This window comes from Flavonifractor sp. DFI.6.63 (genome assembly GCF_024462255.1).
GTDB lineage: Bacteria > Bacillota > Clostridia > Oscillospirales > Oscillospiraceae > Lawsonibacter_A > Lawsonibacter_A hominis.
Genome location: NZ_JANGBE010000003.1, coordinates 63,449 through 86,832, shown reverse-complemented (window position 1 = coordinate 86,832; position 23,384 = coordinate 63,449). Strand labels below are relative to the sequence as shown.

23 protein-coding genes and 1 pseudogene are annotated in these 23,384 nt (G+C 63.3%); 5 read left to right on the top strand and 19 right to left on the bottom strand.

Going from position 1 to position 23,384, the window contains the following annotated elements; translation table 11 throughout:
• Positions 1-65: 65 nt before the first annotated feature.
• The 3 genes from NE547_RS02270 to NE547_RS02260 are packed head-to-tail and all read right to left on the bottom strand — an operon-like array spanning position 66 to position 2,989.
• On the bottom strand, positions 66-998 hold the full coding sequence (locus NE547_RS02270; protein ID WP_186906706.1) for a transglutaminase family protein: 933 nt from the start codon (positions 996-998) through the stop codon (positions 66-68).
• Positions 999-1,007: 9 nt separating this feature from the next.
• Positions 1,008-1,760, bottom strand: coding sequence for a sortase (locus tag NE547_RS02265; protein ID WP_256174643.1), 753 nt, complete (start codon positions 1,758-1,760; stop codon positions 1,008-1,010).
• Between the two features lie 20 nt (positions 1,761-1,780).
• Entirely contained in the window at positions 1,781-2,989 is a 1,209-nt protein-coding gene (locus NE547_RS02260) for a BTAD domain-containing putative transcriptional regulator (protein ID WP_256174642.1), read from the bottom strand.
• 337 nt (positions 2,990-3,326) lie between these two features.
• On the opposite strand from NE547_RS02260, the gene NE547_RS02255 reads away from it, so the two are divergent.
• Both NE547_RS02255 and NE547_RS02250 read left to right on the top strand, forming a co-directional pair.
• Positions 3,327-3,587 (top strand): helix-turn-helix transcriptional regulator, encoded by a 261-nt coding sequence (locus tag NE547_RS02255; RefSeq protein WP_256174641.1) that lies wholly within the window; start codon positions 3,327-3,329, stop codon positions 3,585-3,587.
• Positions 3,588-3,842: 255 nt separating this feature from the next.
• On the top strand, positions 3,843-6,467 hold the full coding sequence (locus NE547_RS02250) for a cation-translocating P-type ATPase (RefSeq protein WP_186906703.1): 2,625 nt from the start codon (positions 3,843-3,845) through the stop codon (positions 6,465-6,467).
• 212 nt (positions 6,468-6,679) lie between these two features.
• On the opposite strand, the gene NE547_RS02245 is transcribed toward NE547_RS02250, so the two are convergent.
• The 13 genes from NE547_RS02245 to NE547_RS02185 form a co-directional block, all read right to left on the bottom strand.
• Positions 6,680-7,165 carry a pyridoxamine 5'-phosphate oxidase family protein gene (locus tag NE547_RS02245; protein WP_186906702.1) on the bottom strand — a complete coding sequence of 162 codons (486 nt, stop codon included), beginning with the start codon at positions 7,163-7,165 and terminating at the stop codon, positions 6,680-6,682.
• Positions 7,166-7,453: 288 nt separating this feature from the next.
• Positions 7,454-8,311, bottom strand: coding sequence for a DUF3298 and DUF4163 domain-containing protein (locus NE547_RS02240; protein ID WP_186906701.1), 858 nt, complete (start codon positions 8,309-8,311; stop codon positions 7,454-7,456).
• The gene (locus NE547_RS02235; protein ID WP_186906700.1) at positions 8,304-8,807 is read right to left on the bottom strand and encodes an RNA polymerase sigma factor; all 504 of its coding nucleotides are present in this window, start codon (positions 8,805-8,807) and stop codon (positions 8,304-8,306) included. The genes NE547_RS02240 and NE547_RS02235 overlap by 8 nt, the downstream gene beginning before the upstream one ends.
• Positions 8,808-9,010: 203 nt before the next feature.
• Positions 9,011-9,469, bottom strand: coding sequence for a DUF4358 domain-containing protein (locus NE547_RS02230; protein ID WP_186906699.1), 459 nt, complete (start codon positions 9,467-9,469; stop codon positions 9,011-9,013).
• A complete protein-coding gene (locus tag NE547_RS02225; protein WP_186906698.1) occupies positions 9,466-10,422 on the bottom strand; it encodes a GDSL-type esterase/lipase family protein in 957 nt (318 codons plus the stop codon). The genes NE547_RS02230 and NE547_RS02225 overlap by 4 nt, the downstream gene beginning before the upstream one ends.
• A 10-nt stretch (positions 10,423-10,432) precedes the next feature.
• Positions 10,433-11,146: a YjjG family noncanonical pyrimidine nucleotidase gene (locus NE547_RS02220; protein ID WP_256174640.1), complete on the bottom strand. Its 714-nt coding sequence runs from the start codon at positions 11,144-11,146 to the stop codon at positions 10,433-10,435.
• 17 nt (positions 11,147-11,163) lie between these two features.
• Positions 11,164-11,616, bottom strand: a complete 453-nt coding sequence (locus tag NE547_RS02215) for a threonine/serine exporter family protein (RefSeq protein ID WP_186906696.1) — start codon at positions 11,614-11,616, stop codon at positions 11,164-11,166.
• A gap of 3 nt (positions 11,617-11,619) precedes the next feature.
• Positions 11,620-12,390 (bottom strand): threonine/serine exporter family protein, encoded by a 771-nt coding sequence (locus tag NE547_RS02210; RefSeq protein ID WP_256174639.1) that lies wholly within the window; start codon positions 12,388-12,390, stop codon positions 11,620-11,622.
• A gap of 15 nt (positions 12,391-12,405) precedes the next feature.
• Positions 12,406-13,182, bottom strand: a complete 777-nt coding sequence (gene zupT / locus NE547_RS02205) for a zinc transporter ZupT (protein WP_186906695.1) — start codon at positions 13,180-13,182, stop codon at positions 12,406-12,408.
• Between the two features lie 227 nt (positions 13,183-13,409).
• On the bottom strand, positions 13,410-13,886 hold the full coding sequence (locus NE547_RS02200) for an LURP-one-related/scramblase family protein (RefSeq protein ID WP_256174638.1): 477 nt from the start codon (positions 13,884-13,886) through the stop codon (positions 13,410-13,412).
• Positions 13,887-14,130: 244 nt separating this feature from the next.
• Positions 14,131-14,337: a DUF896 domain-containing protein gene (locus NE547_RS02195; RefSeq protein WP_186906693.1), complete on the bottom strand. Its 207-nt coding sequence runs from the start codon at positions 14,335-14,337 to the stop codon at positions 14,131-14,133.
• Complete coding sequence (locus NE547_RS02190) at positions 14,337-15,134, bottom strand: RNA-binding protein (protein WP_186906692.1); 798 nt, start codon at positions 15,132-15,134, stop codon at positions 14,337-14,339. The genes NE547_RS02195 and NE547_RS02190 overlap by 1 nt, the downstream gene beginning before the upstream one ends.
• Positions 15,135-15,143: 9 nt before the next feature.
• Positions 15,144-16,883, bottom strand: coding sequence for an ABC transporter ATP-binding protein (locus NE547_RS02185; RefSeq protein ID WP_256174678.1), 1,740 nt, complete (start codon positions 16,881-16,883; stop codon positions 15,144-15,146).
• A gap of 250 nt (positions 16,884-17,133) precedes the next feature.
• Between NE547_RS02185 and NE547_RS02180 the strand changes: the two genes are divergently transcribed.
• On the top strand, positions 17,134-18,174 hold the full coding sequence (locus NE547_RS02180; RefSeq protein ID WP_256174637.1) for a hypothetical protein: 1,041 nt from the start codon (positions 17,134-17,136) through the stop codon (positions 18,172-18,174).
• Positions 18,175-18,216: 42 nt separating this feature from the next.
• Here the strand turns inward: NE547_RS02180 and NE547_RS02175 are convergent, their stop codons facing one another.
• Positions 18,217-19,644 (bottom strand): aspartate ammonia-lyase, encoded by a 1,428-nt coding sequence (locus NE547_RS02175; protein ID WP_186906687.1) that lies wholly within the window; start codon positions 19,642-19,644, stop codon positions 18,217-18,219.
• A 234-nt stretch (positions 19,645-19,878) separates the two neighbouring features.
• Here NE547_RS02175 and htpG point away from each other — a divergent pair, with 234 nt between their 5' ends.
• Positions 19,879-21,801 carry a molecular chaperone HtpG gene (gene htpG / locus NE547_RS02170; protein WP_256174636.1) on the top strand — a complete coding sequence of 641 codons (1,923 nt, stop codon included), beginning with the start codon at positions 19,879-19,881 and terminating at the stop codon, positions 21,799-21,801.
• A gap of 69 nt (positions 21,802-21,870) precedes the next feature.
• On the opposite strand, the pseudogene NE547_RS02165 reads toward htpG, so the two are convergent.
• Positions 21,871-22,065: pseudogene (locus NE547_RS02165) on the bottom strand (helix-turn-helix domain-containing protein); the annotation flags it as partial.
• Between the two features lie 116 nt (positions 22,066-22,181).
• Between NE547_RS02165 and NE547_RS02160 the strand changes: the two are divergent.
• Entirely contained in the window at positions 22,182-22,370 is a 189-nt protein-coding gene (locus tag NE547_RS02160) for a hypothetical protein (protein WP_186906684.1), read from the top strand.
• Between the two features lie 180 nt (positions 22,371-22,550).
• Here NE547_RS02160 and NE547_RS02155 read toward each other — a convergent pair whose 3' ends face one another.
• Complete coding sequence (locus NE547_RS02155) at positions 22,551-23,372, bottom strand: 4Fe-4S binding protein (protein WP_256174635.1); 822 nt, start codon at positions 23,370-23,372, stop codon at positions 22,551-22,553.
• Between the last annotated feature and the right edge of the window lie 12 nt (positions 23,373-23,384).

Sequence of the window (23,384 nt, the reverse complement as noted above, 5' to 3'; positions counted from 1 at the left end):
CACCCTCCCTTTGGAAAGGGGCCCCACGGCGTGCCGCAGGACCCCCGCTTTCCAGCATAATTATGTCAATAGGCGTATTTCTGCGTGTAATTGGTGTCGTCGGTCACGTACTTCATGATGCTTTGGCTTGCCTTGCCGGTGGAAACAAAGGTGGGGTCCATCAGCGTCCAGCTCTCTCCGTCAAAATAGATCACCTTGTCCACCCAGCCCACGCCGTCGATATATACGTTGATCCAGGCATGATACGTGGTCCCGGCATAGCCCACCACCAGCTTGCAGGGGATGTTCTGGCTGCGGAGCATGGCGCACATCACCGCGGCATAATCGAAGCAGATCCCCTTCTTTCCCTCCAGCACACGGTCCACCACTGGCAGATAACCGCTCTGCACCGTCTTGGCCAGCTCATAATCATAGGAAAAGTTCTTGGTAACGAAATCAAACACCGCCTGCACCCTGGACAGGTCCGTCGCCGCCCCGGCGGCGGAGACGATCTCCGCGGCCTTGGACACCACGGCGGACTTGGCGTTGTAATCGACAAATTGGTTGGGGTAAAGGAAGGGCAGAAAATCGTTGCGCAGCTTCAGCTCCACCGCGGCGCTGTGGGCAACGGCATATTTGGTGCCGGTGGTGTTCTCAAACACCTTGACGGTATATTTGCCGTCTCCTTCGGTCAGCGGAAAGGTCTCCGTACCGCCCTGGTTGTTCAGGTTATAGGTGTAGGTGACGCCGCCCTCCTTGGTGATCTGTACCTTGATCTTCACATTCCTCCCGCCGGTATACGTCACCAGCAGGTAGCCTTCCGCCAGGTTGGAGGCGTCGATGGATGCCTTGGCGTTGGCGTATACGGTAACGCCGGTCTTGGTCTCCGCCTTGACGGGCAGGGAGGCAGGCTTGGCCGCCTTGGCCTCCGACGCGGCCAGCAGGACGCCACCCGCGCCCAGCACCAGCGCCAGTGCCAGCAGAGCGGCGGCGGCACGCCTGAGCTTGCTGTGTTTCATATCGATCGGTCACTCCTCAGTGGTGCTGGCGGGATAATCGTAATCCCCGCTCAGCGGAATGGTGTCCACCAGCGCCCCCCGGACCACCAGCCGGTGGTCCGCCACGCCGATGGGCGTACAGGTCGTCAGGGTGACGCAGGCGTAGCCCTGATTGTAGATGGGGCCCCAGTTGCTGGGCTCGATGACCTCGGTGCATTCCCAAAGGTACTGGTAGATCTGCTCACTGTCCTGGAGGTAGAGGTAGTCTCCCTCGGTCAGGGTATTGATGTAGTAGAAGGGCATATTGTCGGTGATCTTGCCGCCCCGCAGGCCGTTGCGGTGGCCGGCGATGGAGGTGTTGGCCCCGCCCTCGCCGGGCAGCTGGGCGTAATCGTACAGTCCCACCCCCCGCAGGAGGGTCTGGGCGTCCACCCCGTCCAGCACCGGCACATCCACTCCCAGCTTGGGGATGATGAGGCGCAGCGCGCCGTCGGCATAGCCCTTCCGCGCGTCGGTCACATACAGCTGATCCTTGGGCAATCCGTTGTCTTCGACCAGAGCCGGGTCGCCGCCCGCCTCGGCCTCCGGCGTCGGCTCCGGCGCAGCGGTGGCATTGGGGGTAGGCTCCGGCGTGGCGGCAGGCAGCGGCGCGGCTGATATCTGGGGGGCGGCGGGCAGGACGGACTGCCTGCCCTGCCACACCAGGGCCAGGACTGCGCCCAGGCAGACGCAGGCCAGGCACACAAGGACGGTACCCAAATGAGTGGCGGTGCGTTTTTTCATAGAGATAAGCTCCTATTGTTTCAAGACAGCTCACGGATCCGGTAGGTGAGCTTGAGGAAATTCCGCCGGTGCTGGCGGTAAAAGGCGTTCACGATCCGTTCTACGACCATGGTGGAATCTTCAAAATTGGCCGCCGGCAGCATGACGACGTATTGGGCGCCGCTGTACTTGGAGACCACGTCCCCCCGGCGCAGGTTGTGCACCAGCACCTCCAGCAGCTGGTCCATGGTGGTGTTGAGCACGCCCAGGGGCGGAACTCCACCGTCGGGCAGGGAGACGGTGATCAGCGCGATATGTACGCAGGCCCCGCTGCGGGCGGAACGGCGGGCCTCCAGCCGGTAGGCCTCCTTAAAGAAGCCGTACTCGCACACAAAGGCCCCGGGCCGCTGGGCCGCTTCCCGCAGATTGGCCTGGATGACCTCCAGATTGGTCTCCAGGCGCTCCTCCACGTCCATAATCTCCCGGTAGAGAGCCCGCAGCTCCTCAGAGGGACGCACGCCCAGATTCCGGTAGAGCAGATCGGTCGCCTTTTCGTAATGGCTCAGGGCGGCGGAATCCTTTCCCTGGCGCAGCAGGGCCCGGACGATCAGGGTGTGCAGGCTCTCGTCCAGCGGGTCGAGCTGGCTGGCGCGGGTACACAGTTCGGCCATGGCCTCAAATTTCTCCGCGTGCTCCAGCAGATCGGCGTACTCCTTTACCGCCTCCAGGTACAGGGCATGATAGTGGGCGCTGATGGGTACCACCCACATCTGGTTGGCCAGCTTGGGCAGGTAATCGCCCCGATACATCTCGGCGGCCTCCTCATACAGCGCCATGCGCTTCTGGGCGGGCAGGGCGGTATCCTGGGCCCGGCGGCACAGCAGCTCGAATCGGTCCACGTCCATCTCACAGGCGATGGCCGGATTCCAGGCGTAGGCCCCCCGCTGGGAAAGGATGGGCTCCAGCCCCTCCCCAAACAGCGGCTCCAGCAGGCTGCGCACCCGATAGAGCAGGGTCTTGAGCGCATTGGTCGGATTGGCGCTGTTTTCCTCCGGCCAGAACAGCTCGATAAACTCCGACTGAGGCACGGTGCGTTCCCGATGGGCAATCAGGTAACACAGCACGTTCCACAGCTTTTGGGAGCGATTGATCTCATCGGTGAGCACATTACCGTCTACCCGAATGCGAAAGCCGCCCAGCATAGTGACGGCGACCCTTTTGACCACGGTCACGGGTGCGTTTTTGCCCATCGCTGCCCCTCCTTCTTCCTTCCCGGCGCCTGGGGATACCGATTCAAGATAATTATAGCGTAACTTCCTTCATTTGGGTAGTGTTTTTTTGCTTTTCACAGACAATTACAGGACTTTTACGCAATCGGTCTCCGGCCGGATGCATATTTTCCCGGCCATCCGGCCCATCCGCTCCACCCCGGTCCCGCAGGGTACGCCGCCCGATATCGGCCGCATTCCCCCCGGTGCACCGGAACCGCAGGTATTATAGCACATTATTTACTGTTTGTATAGTAACGTTTTATATGGATATTATAATTTGATAACGGCGCTTGTAGTATTATCCCGGGGTGATGAGATGAACGAGCAGGGCGTCCTTTTGATCCAGGAGTACGGCCGGGTGGAACTCCGGCTGCGCGAGCTGATGGACCAGCGCGGGATCTCCCGGAACCGCATGGCCCGGCTGGTAAACACCCGCTACGAGGTCATTGACAAATGGTATAAAAACCAGGTGGAGAAGATCGACGCGGACATTCTGGCCCGCATCTGCTTCGTCCTGCGCTGCGGGGTGGGGGACCTGCTGGTCTACCGGGAGCAGCCCGCGCAGCCGCGCTCATAAAAACCGGAAAATGGCACATCCTGAGAAAAACCGTTTGACTTGCGTTCGGGGCTGTGATATCATATCGGCAGTTGAAAAGGGAGTAGTTTGAAAGTCATGCCGTCAACATCACGGTCCGTCTGCGGACCTGGCGGTATGCGCCCGTCGTGGTAACAAGACTTTTCGGCAGCTGTCGCTATGGGCGGCAGTTGGCGGGAGGTCTTTTTTTATTGCCTCTCCCGCTTGTGAGACAATATGTGGAAGGAAGGAATCGTAATGGCAGAGGCCTATTACCGCAAGACCCCGCAGCAGGCGCTGGAGGCGCAAAAAGCCGCCCCCGCCGGCCTGAGCGGGGAGGAGGTGCGCCGCCGTACCGGGCAATATGGTCCCAACAAGCTCTCCGAGGGCAAACAGAAAAGCGTATCCCAGATCTTTTTCGAGCAGTTCAAGGATCTTTTGGTGGTCATCCTCCTCATCGCCGCGGTCATCTCCGCCCTTTCGGAAAACGTGGAGAGCACCATCGTCATCTTTGCCGTACTCGTTCTCAACGCCATTTTGGGTACCGCCCAGTACGTGAAGGCGGAAAAATCCCTGGAGAGCCTGAAGGCGATGTCCGCTCCCTCGGCCAAAGTGCTGCGGGGCGGCGTGCGGCTGGAGATCCCCTCTGCAGACGTGGTGCCCGGCGACATCGTGCTGCTGGAGGCCGGGGACATGGTGGTGGCCGACGGCCGCATTCTGGAGAACTTCTCTCTGAAGGTCAACGAAAGTTCCCTGACCGGCGAATCCGAGGGCGTGGACAAGACCGCCGAGGCCATCACCGCCGAGCAGGTGGCGCTGGGCGACCAGAAAAACATGGTCTTTTCCGGCTCCCTGGTCACCTACGGCCGGGCCACCGTGCTGGTCACCGCCACCGGCATGGAGACCGAGCTGGGCAAGATCGCCGCGCTCATGAACCAGACCCAGCAGCGCAAGACCCCGCTCCAGGAAAGTCTGGACAAATTCAGCGCCAAGCTGGCCACCGTCATCATGATCATCTGCGCCGCGGTGTTTCTGCTCTCCATCTTCCGTACGGGCATGGGCGTGCTGGACTCCCTGATGTTTGCCGTGGCCCTGGCCGTGGCCGCCATCCCGGAGGCGCTTTCCTCCATCGTCACCATCGTGCTGGCCATGGGCACGCAGAAGATGGCCCGGCAAAACGCCATCATCAAAGACCTCAAGGCCGTGGAGAGCCTGGGGAGCGTATCCGTCATCTGCTCCGACAAGACGGGGACCCTGACCCAGAACAAAATGACCCCCCAGAAGGTGTACGCCGACGGCTCCCTGCTGGAGGGAGACGACCTGAACCTGGTCAACGACGTACAGCGGCTGCTGCTGAAGGCCGCTCTGCTGGCCAGCGACGCCACCAACAATCAGCAGACCGGTGCCTCCATCGGCGATCCCACCGAGGTGGCCCTGGTGCAGCTGGGAGAAAAGTTCGGCGTGGACGAGGAGGCCTACCGCGCCCAGCACCCCCGGCTGGGCGAGCTGGCCTTCGATTCCGACCGCAAGCTCATGAGCACTCTCCACGATATCGACGGCGTCCCCACCCTCTTTACCAAGGGCGCCATCGACGTGCTGCTCCAGCGCTCCAACTACCTGCTCACCCGGGAGGGCCCGGTCGAGATGACCCCGGAACGCCGGGAGGCCATCTCCCGGATCAATATGGAGCTGTCCATGGAGGGACTTCGGGTGCTCTCCTTCGGGTATAAGGAGCTGCCCGGCTTCCGCCCCCCCGCGCTCTCGGATGAGGACGGCTTCACCTTTATCGGCCTGATCTCCATGATCGACCCGCCCCGGCCTGAGGCCATCCAGGCCGTCTCCGACGCCCGGGAGGGCGGCATCCGTACCATTATGATCACCGGCGATCATAAGGTCACCGCCTCCGCCATCGCCAAGCAGCTGGGCATCTTCCGGGAGGGAGACGAGGCCGTCTCCGGCGTGGAGCTGGATAACATGACCGACGCCGATCTGGATCAGCGGCTGGCCGGCATTTCGGTCTACGCGCGGGTATCTCCCGAACATAAAATACGCATTGTAAACGCCTGGCAGCGTCGGGGCAGCATCGTATCCATGACCGGCGACGGCGTCAACGACGCCCCCGCCCTGAAAAAGGCCGATATCGGCGTGGCCATGGGCATCACCGGCACGGAAGTGAGCAAGGATGCGGCCTCCATGATCCTGGCCGACGACAACTTCGCCACCATCGTCAAGGCCGTGGTCAACGGCCGCAGCGTCTACGCCAATATCAAAAACGCCATCCAGTTCTTGCTCTCGGGCAACGCGGCGGGCATCTTCTGCGTACTGTACGCCTCCCTGCTGGCCCTTCCCGTGCCGTTCCAGCCGGTCCACCTGCTGTTTATCAACCTGCTGACCGACAGCCTGCCCGCCATCGCCATCGGCATGGAACCCGCCCGCAAGGGCCTGCTGCGGCAGAAGCCCCGGGACCCCAAGGAGCCCATCCTCAACAAGAGCCTGCTCTCCCGCATCGGCGCTCAGGGCCTGCTGATCGCCGTGGTCACGATGATCGCTTTTTATCTGGGCTATCAGGAGAGCGCCGCCCTGGCCAGCACCATGGCCTTTGCCACCCTCACGCTGGCCCGGCTGTTCCACGGCTTCAACTGCCGCGGGGACGAGTCCGTTTTCCGTCTGAAGCTGTCCACCAACCTATATTCCATCCTGGCGTTCTGCGCCGGCGTGGTGCTGCTGCTGGCGGTCCTCTTTATCCCCGGCCTGAAAAGCCTGTTTCTGGTGGCGGCCTCCTTCCGCCCGGCCAACCTCGGGGAGATCGTGCTGCTGGCTTTTCTGCCCACCCTGGTCATCCAGCTGGTCAAGGTCCTCTGCGACCTGCGGCGCGGTAAATAAGCATAAAGCCGCCCCCCGGCGCGTCAGATTGCGCCGGGGGGCGGCTTTATCAAAGAGCGCGTGCGGTCTTTCCCGGTACAGGGCGCGCAGCCCTTCTCCCCGATAAAAAGCAGGCCCGTGTTGTAAACACGGGCCTGTCGTACCATGCAGAGCCTCCATGGGTCATGCCATGCGATGGGCACCGCTCCGTTTTCCGCTTCCTGCGCAGCCTTTCAGGCCTGCACCAATTCAATGGCCTGCTTCCCCGTCATGTGCTCTATGGTCAGCTCCAGCATACACAGCGGCGCCCATTCCCGGTCGATGACCGCCTTCCGGCGGTCCGCGCCGTCCTCCGGGGCGTAGCGAAGGGCCAGCGCTTCGATGGCGGCGCGCTTCTCCCGCTCGTCCTCCAGCACCCGCATCTGCCCAAAGACGATGACGCTTCGGAAATAGCTGGTGTATTCCTCCGGGACGACCTGATCCTGATCCACCACACAGAAGGACGCCTTGCCGCAGCGCCGGACGGCGTCCAGCTTATGGCCGTCCTTGGCACAGTGGAAATAGATCCTGCCCCCATCGTACACATAGCTGATGGGCACCGCGTAGGGGTACCCATCGTCCCCGGACAGCGCCAACACGCCGCAGGTCCTCCGGCAAAGGACGGCCTCACACGCCTCCCGCGTCAACGCCTGGCGCTTTCTGCGCATCTCCCGAAACATAAACATACCTCCCCTGTTTACAGGTCCTTCCGCATGATGGAATCGCGCTGCCGGGCGTCCCCCACAAAAAAGGAGCGGGCGCCGGTCTGATAAAAACCGTGGTTTTGATAAAAGGCGATCGTCTTGGCGTTCTTTTCCCAAACGCCCAGCCGGGCATACCGTTTCCGGCGTTCCCGCGCGGCGGGAGCCGCCCTCGTCCGGCGGGCGGAACGGGCCGTGTTTCGACAGCCGGCCGATACCGCGGCCCTGCCGTCCCGGGAGGCAGCCGCGCCCCCCTTTGCCTGCGGTTCAGGGTATTATCTCAAATTCCTGCTCGCCCATGTAGCCGGGTGCAATTTCATATTTCTCAAAGACCACCACGGGTACGCCGTCCCCGTTGAGATAGAACCGCTGGTCGTCGGCAATGGAGGTAAAGCCCTCCACCCCGTCCTCGCCGTGGAAGTACCGGTTGTCCGGGTCCTCCGCCTCCCGCCGGGCGATCTCCGCGCGGATCGCCTGGTTGGCCAGCTGTTTGTAGTTGGGCCCCAGCAAATCCCGCAGGGAGACCTCCCGCCCGGCCGGAAGGTCGATGTTGTAGGTGTACACCTCTGTATAGGCGCTGGCCAGCGTCTCGGTTTTGGTCAGCACAAAGGAGAGGTACTGCCCGTTCTGGCACTTGATCTCGTAGTCCACCGTGATGATGATGGGAATAAAATCGCTCTGCGCACCGCCGGTGGCCACATAGGCCTCCCGGGTCTCGCGGGCCCGGTCCTCCGCCTCCTGAAGCACCTGGTCGATGCGCGTGCGGATCTCCGTATTGACGCGCTGCTCCAGATCGGTATTGGCCGCCAGCTCCAGGGCGGGCAGGCGCACGTCGATCAGGTGATCCCGGTCGTTGATGGAGTACTCCTTCACGGTGATCACCCGGGCCAGCTGCCCCAGCACCGGCACCTGGTATACCGCCCCGGCAAAGGTGGGGCTGACGTTGAGCAGCAGCGCGAAGCAGGCGCAGCCGGCCAGCGCGGTGGCCGCCGCCCGCCGAAGTGCCCGCCGCCCCTTCCGCTGACGTTCCCCGCGCCGCACCGCGCCCGCCACGGCAAAGGCCAGCTCCTCCGGCAGCGCGGCCGCCTGATAGCGCGCCCGTGCGCGCTCCCATGCCTCATGCATCGTTCAGTTCCTCCCCCGTCAGTTCCCGCAGCTTCCGCAGGCCCTTGTAGAGCCGGGATTTCACGGTATTCAGATTGGTGTGGGTCGCCAGAGCGATCTCCTCCAGCTTCATATCTTCAAAAAAACGCAGCCGGATCACCGTCTGTTCTTTGAGGTCCAGCCGCTCCAGCGCGTCGTACAGGTCCAGCCGCAGGCCCGGGTCGGTCTCGGGGGCGGCCCGGTCGGCCAGGGTATCCTCCAGCGGGACCAGCCTTCTGCCCCGGCGGAAGTGGTTCATGCTCTCATTGAGCAGGATCCGGTAGAACCAGCTCTTCATATACTCCGGACGGCGCAGGGAGTCCGACTTGGACAGGGCCTTGACGATGCTCTCCTGCACCACATCCAGGGCCGCATCCCGGTTTTGGACATAGCTGTACGCCAGACGGTAAAAATCCCCCTGCCCCGCCACGATATAGTCCACCAGCTGGCGGTGGATGATCCCTTCGGTCTGCTCCAAGGCTGTACAGCGCTCCTTTTCTGATTCCTGAGACGGCCGGGGACGGCAAAAAGTTTCCGCCGGCGTGAAAAAACCGGGCCTGGCCCAGCGGCCCGGCCCGGTTTTTTACGCTGCCGCCTTATGGCCGCCGCGCTCCCCCTGCGGGGAAGCGTACAAGTGCAGCGGACGGCATCCCCGCAAAAATGCGGGGATGGTTAAGCAGTTCACCGCAGCGCGTCCAGCGCGGCCTGCGCCAGGTCATGGCTGGCCGGCACAGCCAGCAGCACCGTCGTTCCCTGCCGGTCCAGGATGGCTCCGTCCAGTTTGCCCACTTCCTCCGGCTGATAATCCTTCAGAGCGGCGATCTGGTCCTCCACCCGGCCCTTCAGGGCCTCCAGGGCGGCTTTGGCGGCATCCTCATCGGTCATGCGGAGCACCGCGATCTCCTCCGCCCCGGCGGTAATGGAGGCGTAGACCACACAGTCCTCCACCTGCTCCGGGTCCAGGCCGTAGACCATACAGGCGCTTTCCTCGTCCAGTGTGTCCAGGGCGTCCTCAAATGCGCCGGAATCCAGCAGCGCCTGGGCGGTCGTTTCCGGGTCATACCCGGCAAAGCCGCCCCCGCAGGCAGCCAGTCCCACGCTCAGGACCCCCGCCAGCAGCAGTAACAGCACTCGTTTCATGATCCGCTCTCTCCTTCCGCCGCGCCGGTCTGTCCCGCCGCGTATTCCTCCGCATCCACCGTATGGTCCATCAGATAGGCCAGCCAGGTCTTGTACCAATCCTTGGTAAAGTGTACTCCGTCCACCGTGGCCTCGGCGGGGAGGACCCCGTCCGCGTCGCTCAGGGCGGCGGCCACGTCCAGCAGCACCACCTGCTGCTCCTCCGCCAGGCGGGGGAAGATGGCGTTATAGTCTGCCACCCGGTCGTTGTTCACATAGTAAGGCTGGCGGTTGGCCTTGCATTTGCCGGGGTTCACCGGCGCCAGGTTCTCCAGATAGATCACCGCGCCGGGCTGAAGGGCCTTTACCTGCGTCAGGAAGGCGGCGAACGTGTCCGCAAAGACCTGGTCGTCGAAATAGCCCAGTTCGTTGATGCCCAGGGATATGTAGATCTTGGCGTACTGCCTGCCCCGGCCCAGGGCGTCCAGCACGCTGTATTTGGTCCCGTCGATCTCCGCCACTTTGCGGCTGTTCATCTCAAAGATGGTCAGGCCCTTATAGCAGTAAAAATCCGCGCCCTTGACGCCGCTGTAGAGCCGCAGCCCGTCGGTGCGGGAATCCCCGATAAACAGGGCGTCTGCGAAGTAATCCATCTCCACCGTTTCGCGCTCGGGGGCGCTTTGGGAAAAGTCAAAGGCCGGGACGGGCGTGGGCGTGGGTTCCGGCGTGGGCGTAGGGGCCGGGGTAGGGGTCGGTTCCGGCGTCGGCACAAAGTCCGGGGTGGCCGGGGGCGGGGCCGCCTGCCCAGCCGGCGTGCCGGGGGCGGGCGACTTGCCCAGGGTGGGCGCTACGATCAGGCACAGGCATACCGCACCGGCGGCCAGCAGCAAGGGGAGCTTCCAGCGGCGGGGCGGCTGTTTCCGGTGCCGGGAATGCCGGTCGTTCCGGACGGAATCATAAACAGATGGGGACACGGGGGACACCTCATTTATTTCGATATTCAGGGGTCTGGTTCAGAATCAGGGCCTCCAGGGCCCGATAGGAATCCGCTTCATAGGTCGGGACGATCCCCGCCGTGCGGGGGGCATGGCCGGGGCGGTACCACGCGGTGTCCAGCCCTGCGTTGGCGCCGCCTTGTATGTCGGTGAGCAGGTTGTCTCCCACCATCAGCACCCGGCTGCGGTCGGTCACCCCCAGCGCTGCCAGCACCGGCGCAAAAAAGGCCGGGTCGGGCTTGCTGGCCCCCACCTCCTCCGAGATGAACAGCCAGGGGATCAGCTCCTTCAGGGGGGAACGCTCGAACCGTCCCCGCTGGGCCACGGCTACGCCGTTGGTGACGATAGCCAGGGTGCAGCAACGGGCCAGGCTGCGGCACAGATCATAGGCGCCGGGCAGCAGGTGCCCGCTCTCACCCAGGCGGCGCAGGTACTCCCGGTTGAGCTGCCGGGGATCGCCCTGGCGTCCCGCCGCCTCCAAAAAGGCCCGAAAGCGCTCCACCACCAGCCATTCCCGCCGCACCTCCCCCCGGTCGAACCGATCCCAGAGGCCCTGGTTGATCTTATGGTACAGCGCCACATCCGCCGCACCGCCGGGCAGGCCGTGGGCGCGGAGCAGTCCCGCCAGCGCCTCCCGCTCGGAGCGGTCAAAATCAAACAATGTATTGTCGGCGTCGAAGAGGACGACATCATATCTGGGCATATTGGTTCCTTTCCCGTCTAGCTCCGGTGTTCCCGCCGCTTTTGAAACAGCCGCACGAAGGAGGCCACCAGCAGCGCCCCCACTGCCAGAGCCCCAGCCAGGCCAAGGGTATGCAGCAGCGTGGAGAGAAACAGGTCTACCTCGCCGCTCACGGCGTGCTCCATGGTATAGTAGATCCCGCCGCCCGGGACCAGCGGGAACAGCGCCACCAGCAGATAGCTGGTGACCGGGCACCGGCGCAGGCGCGCCATGATCTCGGACCAGGCGGAGATCACCAGGGCCGCCAGGAAGGCCTGGATGATATCGCTGCCCACCAGCGGGGCGGTCAGCAGATAGCACAGCCACCCCAGCCCCGCACCTCCGGCACAGATGAACATGCCGATGCCGTGGATGTTGAAGAGGAAGCAGAAGCCGATGCAGGCCAGAAAGGCATACAGGCAGGGCAAAACGTAACCGCTGATCAGTTCCATGGCTCAACCTCCCGCGGTAAGGGCCGCCAGCCCCAGGGCAATGGCGGTACCCAGCGCGATAGCCGCGCCGATGAGCAGAGCCTCGGCCCCCTTGCTGATGCCGGACACCATATCTCCGGCCATAATGTCCCGCATGGCGTTGGTGATGGCGATGCCGGGCACCAGGGCCATGAGGGCGCCGATGATGATCTTATCCAGGCTCTGTCCCAGACCCGCCGCCGTCAGCAGCAGCGCCGTCAGGGCGGATACCGCCGCGCCGGCTACCGTTTTAAAAAAGAGGTTGGCGCCAAAGGCGCCGGTCAGGGCCAGGCAGAGCCCGATGGCGACCCCGCATACGCCGCCGCAAAGGCCGTCCCGCAGCGTGCCGCCGTAAAACAGAGAAAACATGCCGCAGCCCAGGAAGTACCCGGCCAGGCGGATGTACAGGGGGTAGCTGCGGCGCTCCCGTCCGATCTGAGCCACCTGCTCCAGGGCCGCGTCCAATTCCGGCGCTTCCCGGCACAGGCGGCGGCACAGGTCGTTGTACCGCTCCAGCTGGTCGATGTCGGTGCCATGGGCGGGCACGCGGCGGATCTGGGTCAGGGGACGCCGCTCCGGGGAGGTGAGGGTGGCGATGATACAGTTCGGAATGGCGAAGACTTCACCGGCAACGCCGTAGGCCGAGAGCAGCCGGTGCATGGACTCCTCCACCCGGTAGGTCTCCGCTCCGCTCTCCATCAGGCAAAGCCCCATCTCCGCCGTCAGGCTGAGCAGTTTGTTGTAATCCAGCTCCACAACGCGCCTCCCCGTTCACAGCAGATGCGTCAGGGGCATGACGCAGATCCCCGCCAGCGTGGCCCAGAGGGCAGCGCGGTCATGCCCGTACTGCCGGGAGGAGGGGATCAGCTCCTCCACTGTGATATAGGCCATGATGCCCGCCACCAGCCCGAAGAGCACCCCCAGCACCAGCCCATTGATGAAAGGCCGCAGCACCAAAAAGGCCAGCAGGGCCCCTACCGGCTCGGCCATACCGGAGAGCAGCGTATACTGAAAGGCCCGGCGGCGGCTCCCGGTAGCGTACCAAATCGGCATGGCCACGGAAATGCCCTCGGGGATATTGTGCATGGCGATGGCAATGGCGATGGACACGCCCAGCGCCGCGTCTTCGTACCCGGCCATGAAGGTGGCCACGCCCTCGGGAAAATTGTGCAGCCCGATGGCCAGCGTGGACACGAACCCCACCCGGAACAGGTCCTTGTGGGGAGCCTCGCCGGTGACGGAATCAAAGCCCTCATGGGGCACAAAGTGATCCAGCGCCATGGCCAGCAATACGCCCCCGGCCAGCGACGCTACCGCGGCCAGCGTTCCCGGCCGCACCCCAAGGGCCTGGTCCAGCAGGTCCCGTGCGTTAGGGTACAGATCGGTGAAGGACACCGAGAGCATCACCCCGGCGGCAAAGCCCAGCGAGATGGCCAGCAGCTTCTGGCTTTTCGTTTTGGTAAAAAAGACCACCAGCGCTCCCAGCAGGGTGGACAGGCCCGCTGCAAAGGAGAGCAGCAGGGCGCGGACGGCAGGATGTTCCAGCATAGATGCATACCTCTTCGATTGGGATGGGGCACGGCCCGCAGATCAGGAACCATACGTTTTGGAGGGGCTCCGCCCGGAACGTTGAACCGCGGGCCACGCCGATGCTTACGGCCCCGCCGGGCCGTCTCTGGTTCCATAGGGTAGTGTGCCGCGAAAGCGGCGCTTTAGTCCCTGCCGGAAACTTGCGAAAGCGCCCGGCCGGCGGGTCTTTGGGCCCTGGACACCGGTCAGCCGTTTCCGGCGGAGCATTTGGCCGCGTCAATGGCCAGCACGATCATCAGACAGAGCAGGGCGTCCTGCGCGCGCGCCACCTCCAGCACATAGGTATCCGTCCAGCGGAACAGCTGCTTGGACGCCTGCATGACCGTGCGCCCGGCCCCGTCGGCGACCCGGTACTCCCATTGCAGAAAGTCGCCCTCTACCTGCCAATCGTTGCAGTCCAGGGTAAAGCGGGGGCGAAACAGGGTAAATTCCTTTCGAATACAACCCAAACACACCCCTCCGGCATAGAGGGCGAACCGGGGCAGCAGGGTGAGCAGCTCCTCCTTTACCGTGCCCAGGTGGTCGCCCGCCGGACCGTAGATCTCCAGCCGGTGGCCCCAGGCCAGTCTGCCCTCCACCGTATAGACCGTGCGGCCTTCCCCATCGTAGATATCATAGCTGTCAAACCAGGAGAAAAACCGCTGCTTGAATACAAGCTGCATAAGACCTCCTTTCTCCGTCCTCTCTCAGACGGAGCAGAAGCGGGAAAAGTTGCGGTCTTTTTACGAAATCCGCCGCAAAGCGGCGCCGCTTTGTTTCTCAGCCATACGGCCGGTTCAGCGGACCTTATCGTATCACGAAATTTGCCCTGTGTCCAGAAGCGGGACGCCGCGAACCCAAAAAAGCACCGGCCGCGGCCGGTGCTTTTGGGCCCCTGTGCATCGCCGCAGGGGTACCGCCTTCGTATTACGGCTTCCGGGGCAGCCGGTGCCTGGTCCCGTCCGGCTCCACGATCACCGTGTGTTCCAGCTGGGCGACCAGGTTGTCCCGGTAGGCGGCCACGTACTCCTGCCGCAGCAGGTCCCGCTCCACCATCTCTTCCGGGGTGAGCCCCCCGGGGCTCTTTGCTTTTTTCGCCAAAGCGTTGATCCGGTCGATCTTCGTCTGTTCCATTACACATATCGCTCCAATACCAGTAGGATGCGTCCTTTCCGGGACGTTCCGCCCACTTCCTGCACCACGCATTTCCCCAGGCCCCGGCAGGAGATCACGTCCCCCTGGGCCACCGCCCGGTCGGGTTTGACGCACTCCCGGTAGTTGAGCTGGAAGCGGCCCGAGGAAATGAGGTCGGCGGCCTTGCTCCGGGCCAGGGAAAAGCCGGAGGCGGCCACCGCGTCCAACCGCAGGGAGGAGACCGTATCCCGGATAAGCTTCCCCTGCACCGGCGGCGGGGAGAGCCGTTCCAGCGCCACCGGAGCCAGCCGCAGGCGTACCCGCCCCGCCTGCTCCAGATGGAGCAGCAAAAAGTCCCGGATCTCCTCCAGGACGATCAGGTCGCACGCCCCCTCGCCCACCAGCAGATCCCCCACCTTTTCCCGGTCCAGTCCCAGGCCCAGTACGCTGCCCAGAAAATCCCGGTGTGTCAGCGCCCCGTCGGCCGGGAAGGAAGCCCGCAGCGCGCAGACGGGACAATCTCCGCCCGTCTGGAAGTCCTCCGGCTCCTGCCAGTCGGGCAGGAAGACGCAGATATTACGCTGCGCTCCCTCGTAGCCCCCGAAAAACAGGTGCCGGGGATGTCCGGCCGCGGCCAGCAGCGCCTCCACGCAGGCCCGCTCCCCGGGGGAGAGGAAGCCCGTGTGGCTGGGAATGTTCCGCCGCCGGGCCAGCTCCAGCTTGTCCAGCACCCGGGCCAGCAGCAGCCGCTCCTCCCCGTTCCGGGCGGCCTTGTTCAACAGTTCCGTCTTTGTCATCTTCGTCCTCTATACCGCCGTGGACCGCTGGGCCCGATAGAGCTGGGCGTACGCCCCGTCCCGCGCCATGAGCTGCTCGTGGGTGCCCTCCTCCCGGATGCCGCAGCCGTCGATGACGATGATGCGGCTGGCCGAACGGATGGTGGACAGGCGGTGGGCGATGATGAGCGTGGTGCGGCCCCTGGCCAGCTCGTCAAAGGCGCTCTGGATCCGCGCCTCGGTCACGCTGTCCAGAGCGGAAGTGGCCTCATCCAGGATCAGGATGGGCGGATTCTTCAGGAAAATGCGGGCAATGCTCACCCGCTGCTTCTGTCCGCCGGAGAGCATGACGCCCCGCTCGCCCACCTGGGTCTGGAAGCCGTCGGGCATCTCCAGAATATCATCGTAGATCTCCGCACTCCGGGCGGCCTCCACGATCTCAGCCTCGGTGGCGTCGGGCTTGCCGTAGCGGATATTGTCGTAAATGGTCCCCGCGAAGAGGAACACATCCTGCTGCACGATGCCAATCTGGGCGCGCAGGGAGTGCTGCTTAAGCTCCCGCACGTCCTGCCCGTCCACCAGGATGCGGCCCTCGGTCACGTCGTAAAAGCGGGGGATGAGCTGGCACAGGGTGGACTTGCCGCCGCCGGAGGGACCCACCACCGCCACGGTCTCCCCGGGCCGCACATGCAGCTTCACATGCTCCAGCACGCTCTCCCCGGCGCTCTCATAGCGAAACGTCACGTCGTCCACCAGAATGTCGCCCTTCACACCGGTCAGGTCCCGGGCGTCGGGGGCGTCCTGGATATCGGGCTCCAGACGCATCAGCTCCACAAAGCGCCGAAAGCCCGCCATGCCCTGCATAAACTGCTCTACAAAGGCGGAGAGCTTGCGGATGGGGGTGATAAAGGCGGTCACGTACAGCGCAAAGGTGGTCAGATCGATAAAATCCATCTCCCCCCGCATGATGAGAAAGCCGCCGAAGGCAATGACCAGCACGGACAGGATCCCCATGCAGAATTCCATCCCCGACTGATAGCGGGCCATGGCCTTGTAATACCCCCGCTTGGCCCCCCGGAACTGGTCGTTGGCGGCGTTGAACTTGGCGCTCTCCGCGTCCTCGTTTGCGAAGGCCTTGGCCGTGCGCATGCCGGAGATGGAGGATTCCACCTCTCCGTTGATGCCCGCCAGCTTGGCCTTGACCTCGGTGGAGGCGTCCATCATCCGCTTGCGGGAAACGGCGGTAAAGATCACAAAAACGGGGATCACCGCAAACACCACCAGGGCCAGCTGCCAGCGGATGGTGAGCATGATGCAGAACGCGCCCAGAATGGTCACGGTGGAGATGAACAGGTCCTCCGGGCCATGGTGGGCCAGCTCCGTGATCTCAAACAGGTCGCCGGTGACCCGGCTCATGAGCTGGCCGGTGCGGTTCTTGTCGTAAAAGGAAAAGGAGAGATCCTGCATATGATGGAACAGGTCCCGCCGGATATCCGCCTCCATGCGTACGCCCAGCAGGTGCCCCCAGTAGGTGACGATGAAGTAAAAGACGCTCTTGAGCACATAGGCCCCCGCCAGCAGCGCCATAACCACAAAAAAGGCGGAAAAGAGCTTCTGGGGCAAAAGGGTCTGCATCGAGCTGCGGGACACGATGGGAAACGCCAGGTCCACCATGCAAATGCACAGGGCGCACGCCATGTCCAGCGCAAACAGCTTCCAGTGGGGTTTGTAATAGGAGACGAAAATACGCAGATATCCGCTCTTTTTCATCTGTTGGGTGGTCAACTCCACGCCTCCTCTCAAAAACAGATCGACGATCCGGCAGTTTAGTATAGCCCCCCGCCCCGGCTTTGTCAACGGCCGGCGCCCGTTTGCGGAAACTTCCTGTTACCGGATTGGAACCGCCTATTAACCCCTTCGCCGGGACCGTGTGATAGAATCAAGGCGTACCCGCTCGGGCGGCGGAACGCCGCCGTACCGTCGGGCAGGACGTCTCAAACGCTCAAAAGGAGGGTCTTTCATGAGAACGCGATCGCTTCCGCTGCTTTGCGCCCTGGCGTTGCTGCTCTGGCTGGGGGCCTGCACACGGCAGGCTCCAGCCCCATCCCAGGCCCCGGAAACGCCTCCGGCCACGCCCGAGCCGGCGGCAAGGTACGATTTCAAGGTCCTGCCGGTCACGGAGGAGGGCATCCGCACCCTCTACGGCTGGGAGGGATATGAGGTGCGCAGGATCACCCCGTTCGAGGAGGATTATCTGGTGGAGTACGACCCCAACGACGGGGCGGGGACGTTTACGCTGCTGAGCTGGGTGTTCGGCAATACCGGCCGCCGGGTGCAGCTGTGCGGCATGACGGAATTTACCTCTTACGAGATCACCGGACCCGGCCAGGTACGCTACAGCACCTCCGGCCTGGACGCGGGCACGCCCTGGAAGGGCCTGCCGGAGACCCGCGCCGTCCTGGTGCTGGGGGACGAAAACGGACAGGTATCCCCCCATTTTATTGAGTTTGCGGAGACTTCCGAGCCCGCCTGGCTGGACCCGGAGCAGCCGCTGAGCATGGGCTTTTGGTCCGACGGCGGACTCGCCCCCGGGGGGCGCTGGTATCAGCTCTATGACGCCCGCATCGACGCCGACGGGCTTTCCTTCTCATTTATCCCCAACGGGGACAGTGCGGAGCGCTTCCAGAGTTTTTTCCCCGCCTGCACCACCATCCCCTGCTTCGACACCCAATACGACCCGGCTGACCGCGCGTTCACCCTGCGGCTTTACAACACCAGTCTGGCCAGCGGCGGGATCGGTCAGGAGGATCTGGACTGGGCCGGGACGGGCGCATACGACGGTCTCTACCCCTACGCCTTCCCGGAGGGCGGCCTGGGCCGGGACAGCCACTTCCTCCGGGAGGTAAGCATCCGGCAGGACGGGGAAGACGCGGTGGTCACCGCCAAGCTGACGGAGCGGGCCTGGCGCTTTACGGTCAGAAGCTCCAACCTGGGGGGCGACGCCATCCCCTCCTTCCGGCTGGTCTTCCGGGAGTACGACTGGGAACAGGATGAACGCTGACGGCGGGCGGCCATACGCCGCCCGCCGTCAGCCTGCTGAAGTTCACCGTGCCAGCAGCTCTTTGGCCGAGATCCCGGGTTCAGTCATGGAATAGGGGTCCAGGATCTTGTCCAGGGACGCCTCGTCCAGCAGCCCTTCCTCCAAAATGAGCCGACGCACCGGGGCGCCGGTCTCGATGGCCCGCTTGGCCATCTCGGCCGCCTTCTCATAGCCCACATGGGGGCAGAGGGCGGTGATGATGCCAACGCTGTGCTCCACCATATCCCGGCAGCGCTCCCGGTTGGCGGTGATCCCGACGATGCAGTGATCCACCAGGGTATGTACCGCGTAGGTAAGGGTCTCCACGCTCTGGATGAGATTATAGAAGATGATGGGCTCAAAGGCGTTGAGCTCCAGCTGTCCCGCCTCGGCCGCCATGGTCACCGTCATGTCGTTGCCGATGATGTTGAAGGCCACCTGATTGACCACCTCCGGGATGACCGGGTTGACCTTGCCCGGCATGATGGAGGAACCGTTCTGCCGGGGCGGCAGGTTGATCTCCCCAAAGCCGCACCGGGGTCCGGAGGACATGAGCCGCAGGTCGTTGGACATCTTGGACAGGTTGACGGCGCAGGTCTTCACCGCGCCGGAGACCGCCACAAATTCATCCAGATTCTGGGTGGCATCGATCAGATTGAAGGCCTGCACCAGGCTCAGCCCGGTGACCTTGGACAGATTGGGCACGATGCGGCGCAGATACTGCTCGTCGGCGTTGATGCCGGTGCCGATGGCGGTGCCGCCCATGTTCAGGCAGCGCATCTCGTCCTTGGCCCGCTCGAAGCGGGCGATATCCCGGCGCACCGCCTCGCTGTAGGCCCGGAATTCCTGACCCAGGCGGATGGGCACCGCGTCCTGCATCTGGGTGCGGCCCATCTTGATGACGCCGTCGAACTCCTCCGCCTTTTCCACCAGGGCCTGGTACAGCCGCTCCAGCTGGATCTGGGCCCGCACCAGCAGCTTGAGCACCGCCAGCTTGCCCGCGGAGGGGAACACGTCGTTGGTGGACTGGCCGTAATTCACGTGGTCGTTGGGGTTGACTAGGCGGTAGTCCCCCTTCTCGCCCCCCAGCAATTCGATGGCCCGGTTGGCGATGACCTCGTTGGCGTTCATATTCAGGCTGGTACCTGCTCCGCCCTGGATCGGGTCCACGATGAACGCCTCGTGGAGCTTGCCCGCGGCGATCTCCTCACAGGCGGCCACGATGGCGTCGGCCACCCGCTTCTCCAGAAGGCCGATCTCGTAATTGGTGATGGCCGAAGCCTTCTTGATCTCCGCGATGGAGTTGATGAGCTCCGGATGCATGGCCAGGCCGGTGATGGGAAAGTTCTCCGCCGCCCGCAGGGACTGCACCCCGTAATAGACGTCTTTGGGAACGGCCCGCTCCCCCACGGAATCGTGCTCGGAGCGGTAAAGCTGCTGCTTATCGGACATGGATCGGCACCTCTTTGCAAGTTTTCTTTCATATTACAGCTGCATTGTACCACTGCCGCCCCTATTATGCAAGCGCTCGTGCAAGAATTTTTGCACGTACGCCCGCTGTTTGTAAACTTTCCATGAATACCTCTTGAAAATAAGGGCACGAAGGATTATCATAGCGTTAGCACTCAAAACTTCGGAGTGCTAACGCTATGTTATTACAAATGAGTTCATATAGGAGGCATCCACATGGCAAAGAAGCAGTTCAAGGCGGAGTCCAAGCGTCTGTTGGATCTGATGATCAACTCCATCTACACCCACAAGGAGATCTTCCTCCGTGAGATCATCTCCAACGCCAGCGACGCCATCGACAAGCTGACCTACAAGGCCCTGTCCGAGGGCGGCACGGCGCTGGACCGGAGCGCGCTTCAGATCACCCTCATCCCCGACGAGGCCGCGCGCACCCTCACCGTCCGCGACAACGGCGTGGGCATGACGAAGGAGGAATTGGAGCAGAACCTGGGTACCATCGCCAAAAGCGGCTCCCTCCAGTTCAAGAAGGACATGGCCCAGGCCGAGGGCATCCCCGAGAGCGACACCGACATCATCGGCCAGTTCGGCGTGGGCTTCTACTCCGCCTTTATGGTGGCCGACACCGTCACCGTCACCTCCCGGGCCTGGGGCAGCGGCGAGGCGTGGCGCTGGGAGTCCTCCGGCGCGGACGGGTACACCCTGACGAGCTGCGAAAAGGCCGACGTGGGCACCGAGATCGTCATGAAGCTCAAGCCCGACGCCGACGAGGAGGACTATTCCCAGTATCTGAAGACGTACACGCTGGAGCGTCTGGTCAAGAAGTACTCCGACTATATCCACTATCCCATTAAAATGGAGGTGGAGCACTCCCACGAAAAGCCCCGCCCCGCGGACGCAGGGGAGGACTACAAGCCGGAATACGAGACCGTGCGGGAGTGGGAGACCCTCAACTCCATGGTGCCCCTGTGGCAGCGCCCCAAGAGCGAGGTCAAGACCGAGGAGTACAACGACTTTTATAAGGAGAAGTACGGCGACTGGGAGGACCCCCTGAGCGTGATCCACGTCTCCGCCGAGGGGACCGTGGAGTATAAGGCCATGCTCTATCTTCCCGCCCACGCGCCCTTCGACTTCCACTCCCGGGAGTACCAGAAGGGCCTGCAGCTCTACTCCTCCGGCGTGCTCATCATGGACAAGTGCGCCGACCTGCTGCCGGAGCATTTCCGCTTCGTCAAGGGCGTGGTGGATTCCCAGGACTTTTCCCTGAACATCTCCCGGGAGATGCTTCAGCACACCCGCCAGCTCAAGGTCATCGCCGCCAACCTGGAAAAGAAGATCAAGGGCGAGCTGCTGCGCCTGCAGAAGGACGAGCGGGAGAAGTACGAGACGTTCTGGAAGGCCTTCGGCACACAGATCAAGGTGGGCGTGGTCAGCGACTACGGCGCCCACAAGGAGCTTTTGCAGGATCTGCTGCTCTTCTGGTCCTCCAAGGAGGGCAAGCTGGTCTCCCTGGCCGAGTATCAGGCGCGGATGGCCGAAGGGCAGGAGTTTATCTACTACGCCTGCGGCGAGGACGTCCGCAAGCTGGAGAAGCTGCCCCAGGCCGAGCGCATCCGGGACAAGGGATACGAGATCCTCTACCTCACCGAGGAGCCCGACCAGTTCGTGGTGGACGCGCTGGGCGCGATGGGCGGCAAGAGCTTCAAGTCGGTGGACTCTGACGACGCCCTGCCCGAGAGCGACGAGGAGAAGGCCGAGATCGAGAAGAAGTCCCAGGAGAACAAGGATGTGCTGGACTTCGTGAAGCAGACCCTCGGGGACAGGATCAAGGAAGCCCGGGTATCCAAACTGCTCAAATCCGGCGCGGTGTGCATGACCGCCGACGGCCCCATCACCCTGGAAATGGAGAAGTACTTCCAGAAGGTGGATCCGGAAAACGCCCGAAATATGAAGGCCCAGCGGGTGCTGGAGCTCAACCCGGATTCCGGGGCGTTCGCCGCCCTGCGCGACGCGGTGGAGACCGACCCGGACAAGGCCAAGCAGTATGCCGAGCTGCTCTATCACCAGGCCCTGCTCATCGCCGGGCTGCCCCTGGAGGATCCCGCCGGATACACCGAGCTGGTGTGCGCACTGATGAAATAAGAACCCGGAGGCCCGCACCATATGGCGCGGGCCTCCGGGTTCTTCGGGCTCCTCTTCCTCTACGACCTCAAGGATATCCTCGATGCCGCAATCCAGGGCAGTAATGATCTCACCAAGGGTCGCACTGTCATAGCGAACCACCCAATTTTTATAATAGTGGTCAATTGTCTGATACTTAATCCCCGACATCTTTGCCAGCGCATATCGGGAGATCCTGCGTTCATCCAAGTAGCGGTTCAGCTTCAGGCGGACTGTTTTCGCCATTGCAATCACCTCTTATTGGTATATATCTTACAATGGCTATTTTGCTATTGGCAATCTTCCGCTTAATGGATATAGTTAAACAGGCATATACCTATATATAGGTACGCGGTAATCGTATGGTCAATTACAAACATTTATATTCCGGCCTGTTCAACGCCATCACCGATGCGCTGGAGCTGCTGGCAGCCGGAGACGTGATCGCCATGCGCAATACCCTCCAGGACGCCCAGCGGCATACCGAGCAATGCTATCCGGAGGACGACGCAGCCCCCTCCAAAGGCCTGCTTACGTCCGGCCGAACCTAGACGCAAGCCTGCCGGAACGCCGGGCCCCGCCCCGCCTTTCGGCGCCACCCCCATAAAACACTCAAAGCAGGGGGCGGCAGCCCCCTGCTTTGGCTCAGCTTGTCGAAAAAGCTCCCGCAGAGCGCCTGGCAGCCTTCCCCGCAAGGGGCGGCGCCGCCGCAGCCGCGCGGGCGTCTTCCGCTACAGGAAAACGCTGTTTTCTGCGGGTTTGGAAAAATTCTGCTCCAGCATGGCCACATGGGACCGAAAGGCCGCGTCGTCAAAGTATTTGGCTCCGCGGGTGCAGCGGCGCACGCAGGCCTGGCACTTGATGCAGGTCCCCGTGACCTGCGTGACGTCGGCCGGGTTAATGGCCCCCATGGGACAGACCCGGGCACAGACCCCGCAGCCGCAGCACCGGCCCGGATCGGTCTGTGGCTTGGCCTTGAGAAACTTGGCCGGCTGGCCGTCCGTCCCCCTGGGCACGTAGTAGGCAGCGGCGGCGTCCCCGGGCACGGCCGCCGGGGCGGGGGGCGCCGCCAGGGCGCGCACCCGCTCCGCCACACATCGGGCAAAGGCGTCCGCCTGCCGCAGGTCGTCCCCATCCGGCCGGCCGGCCGCCAGACGGTCGGTAAAGGCATGGCGGCCGACAAAGGCGGCGGCGGCCACGGTGTGGAACCCGTCCGTCTCCAGCGTGACGCACAGCTCCGCCAGGGCGTTGTCAAAGCTGCGGTTGCCGAAGGTGACCACGCCCACCGCCAGCGCGCCGCCGCCCTGCAGCTTCGTCTGCACATCGGGCAGGATCTTGTTGGGCAGCTTGCCCGCATAAGTGGGCAGCCCGACGACCACCAGATCTCCTGCGCGGAACCGCCGCGGCTGCGCGCGGGCGTTCTGCGGCGTGAGATCCACCATGCGGCAGCTTTGCCCCAGTCCGTCCGCCAGTCCCGCTGCAAGGCGCTCCACCACCCTGCGGGTATTGCCGGTGGCGCTCCAGTACACGCCCCACACCTGCTTGCATTCCATGAAAACCGCCTC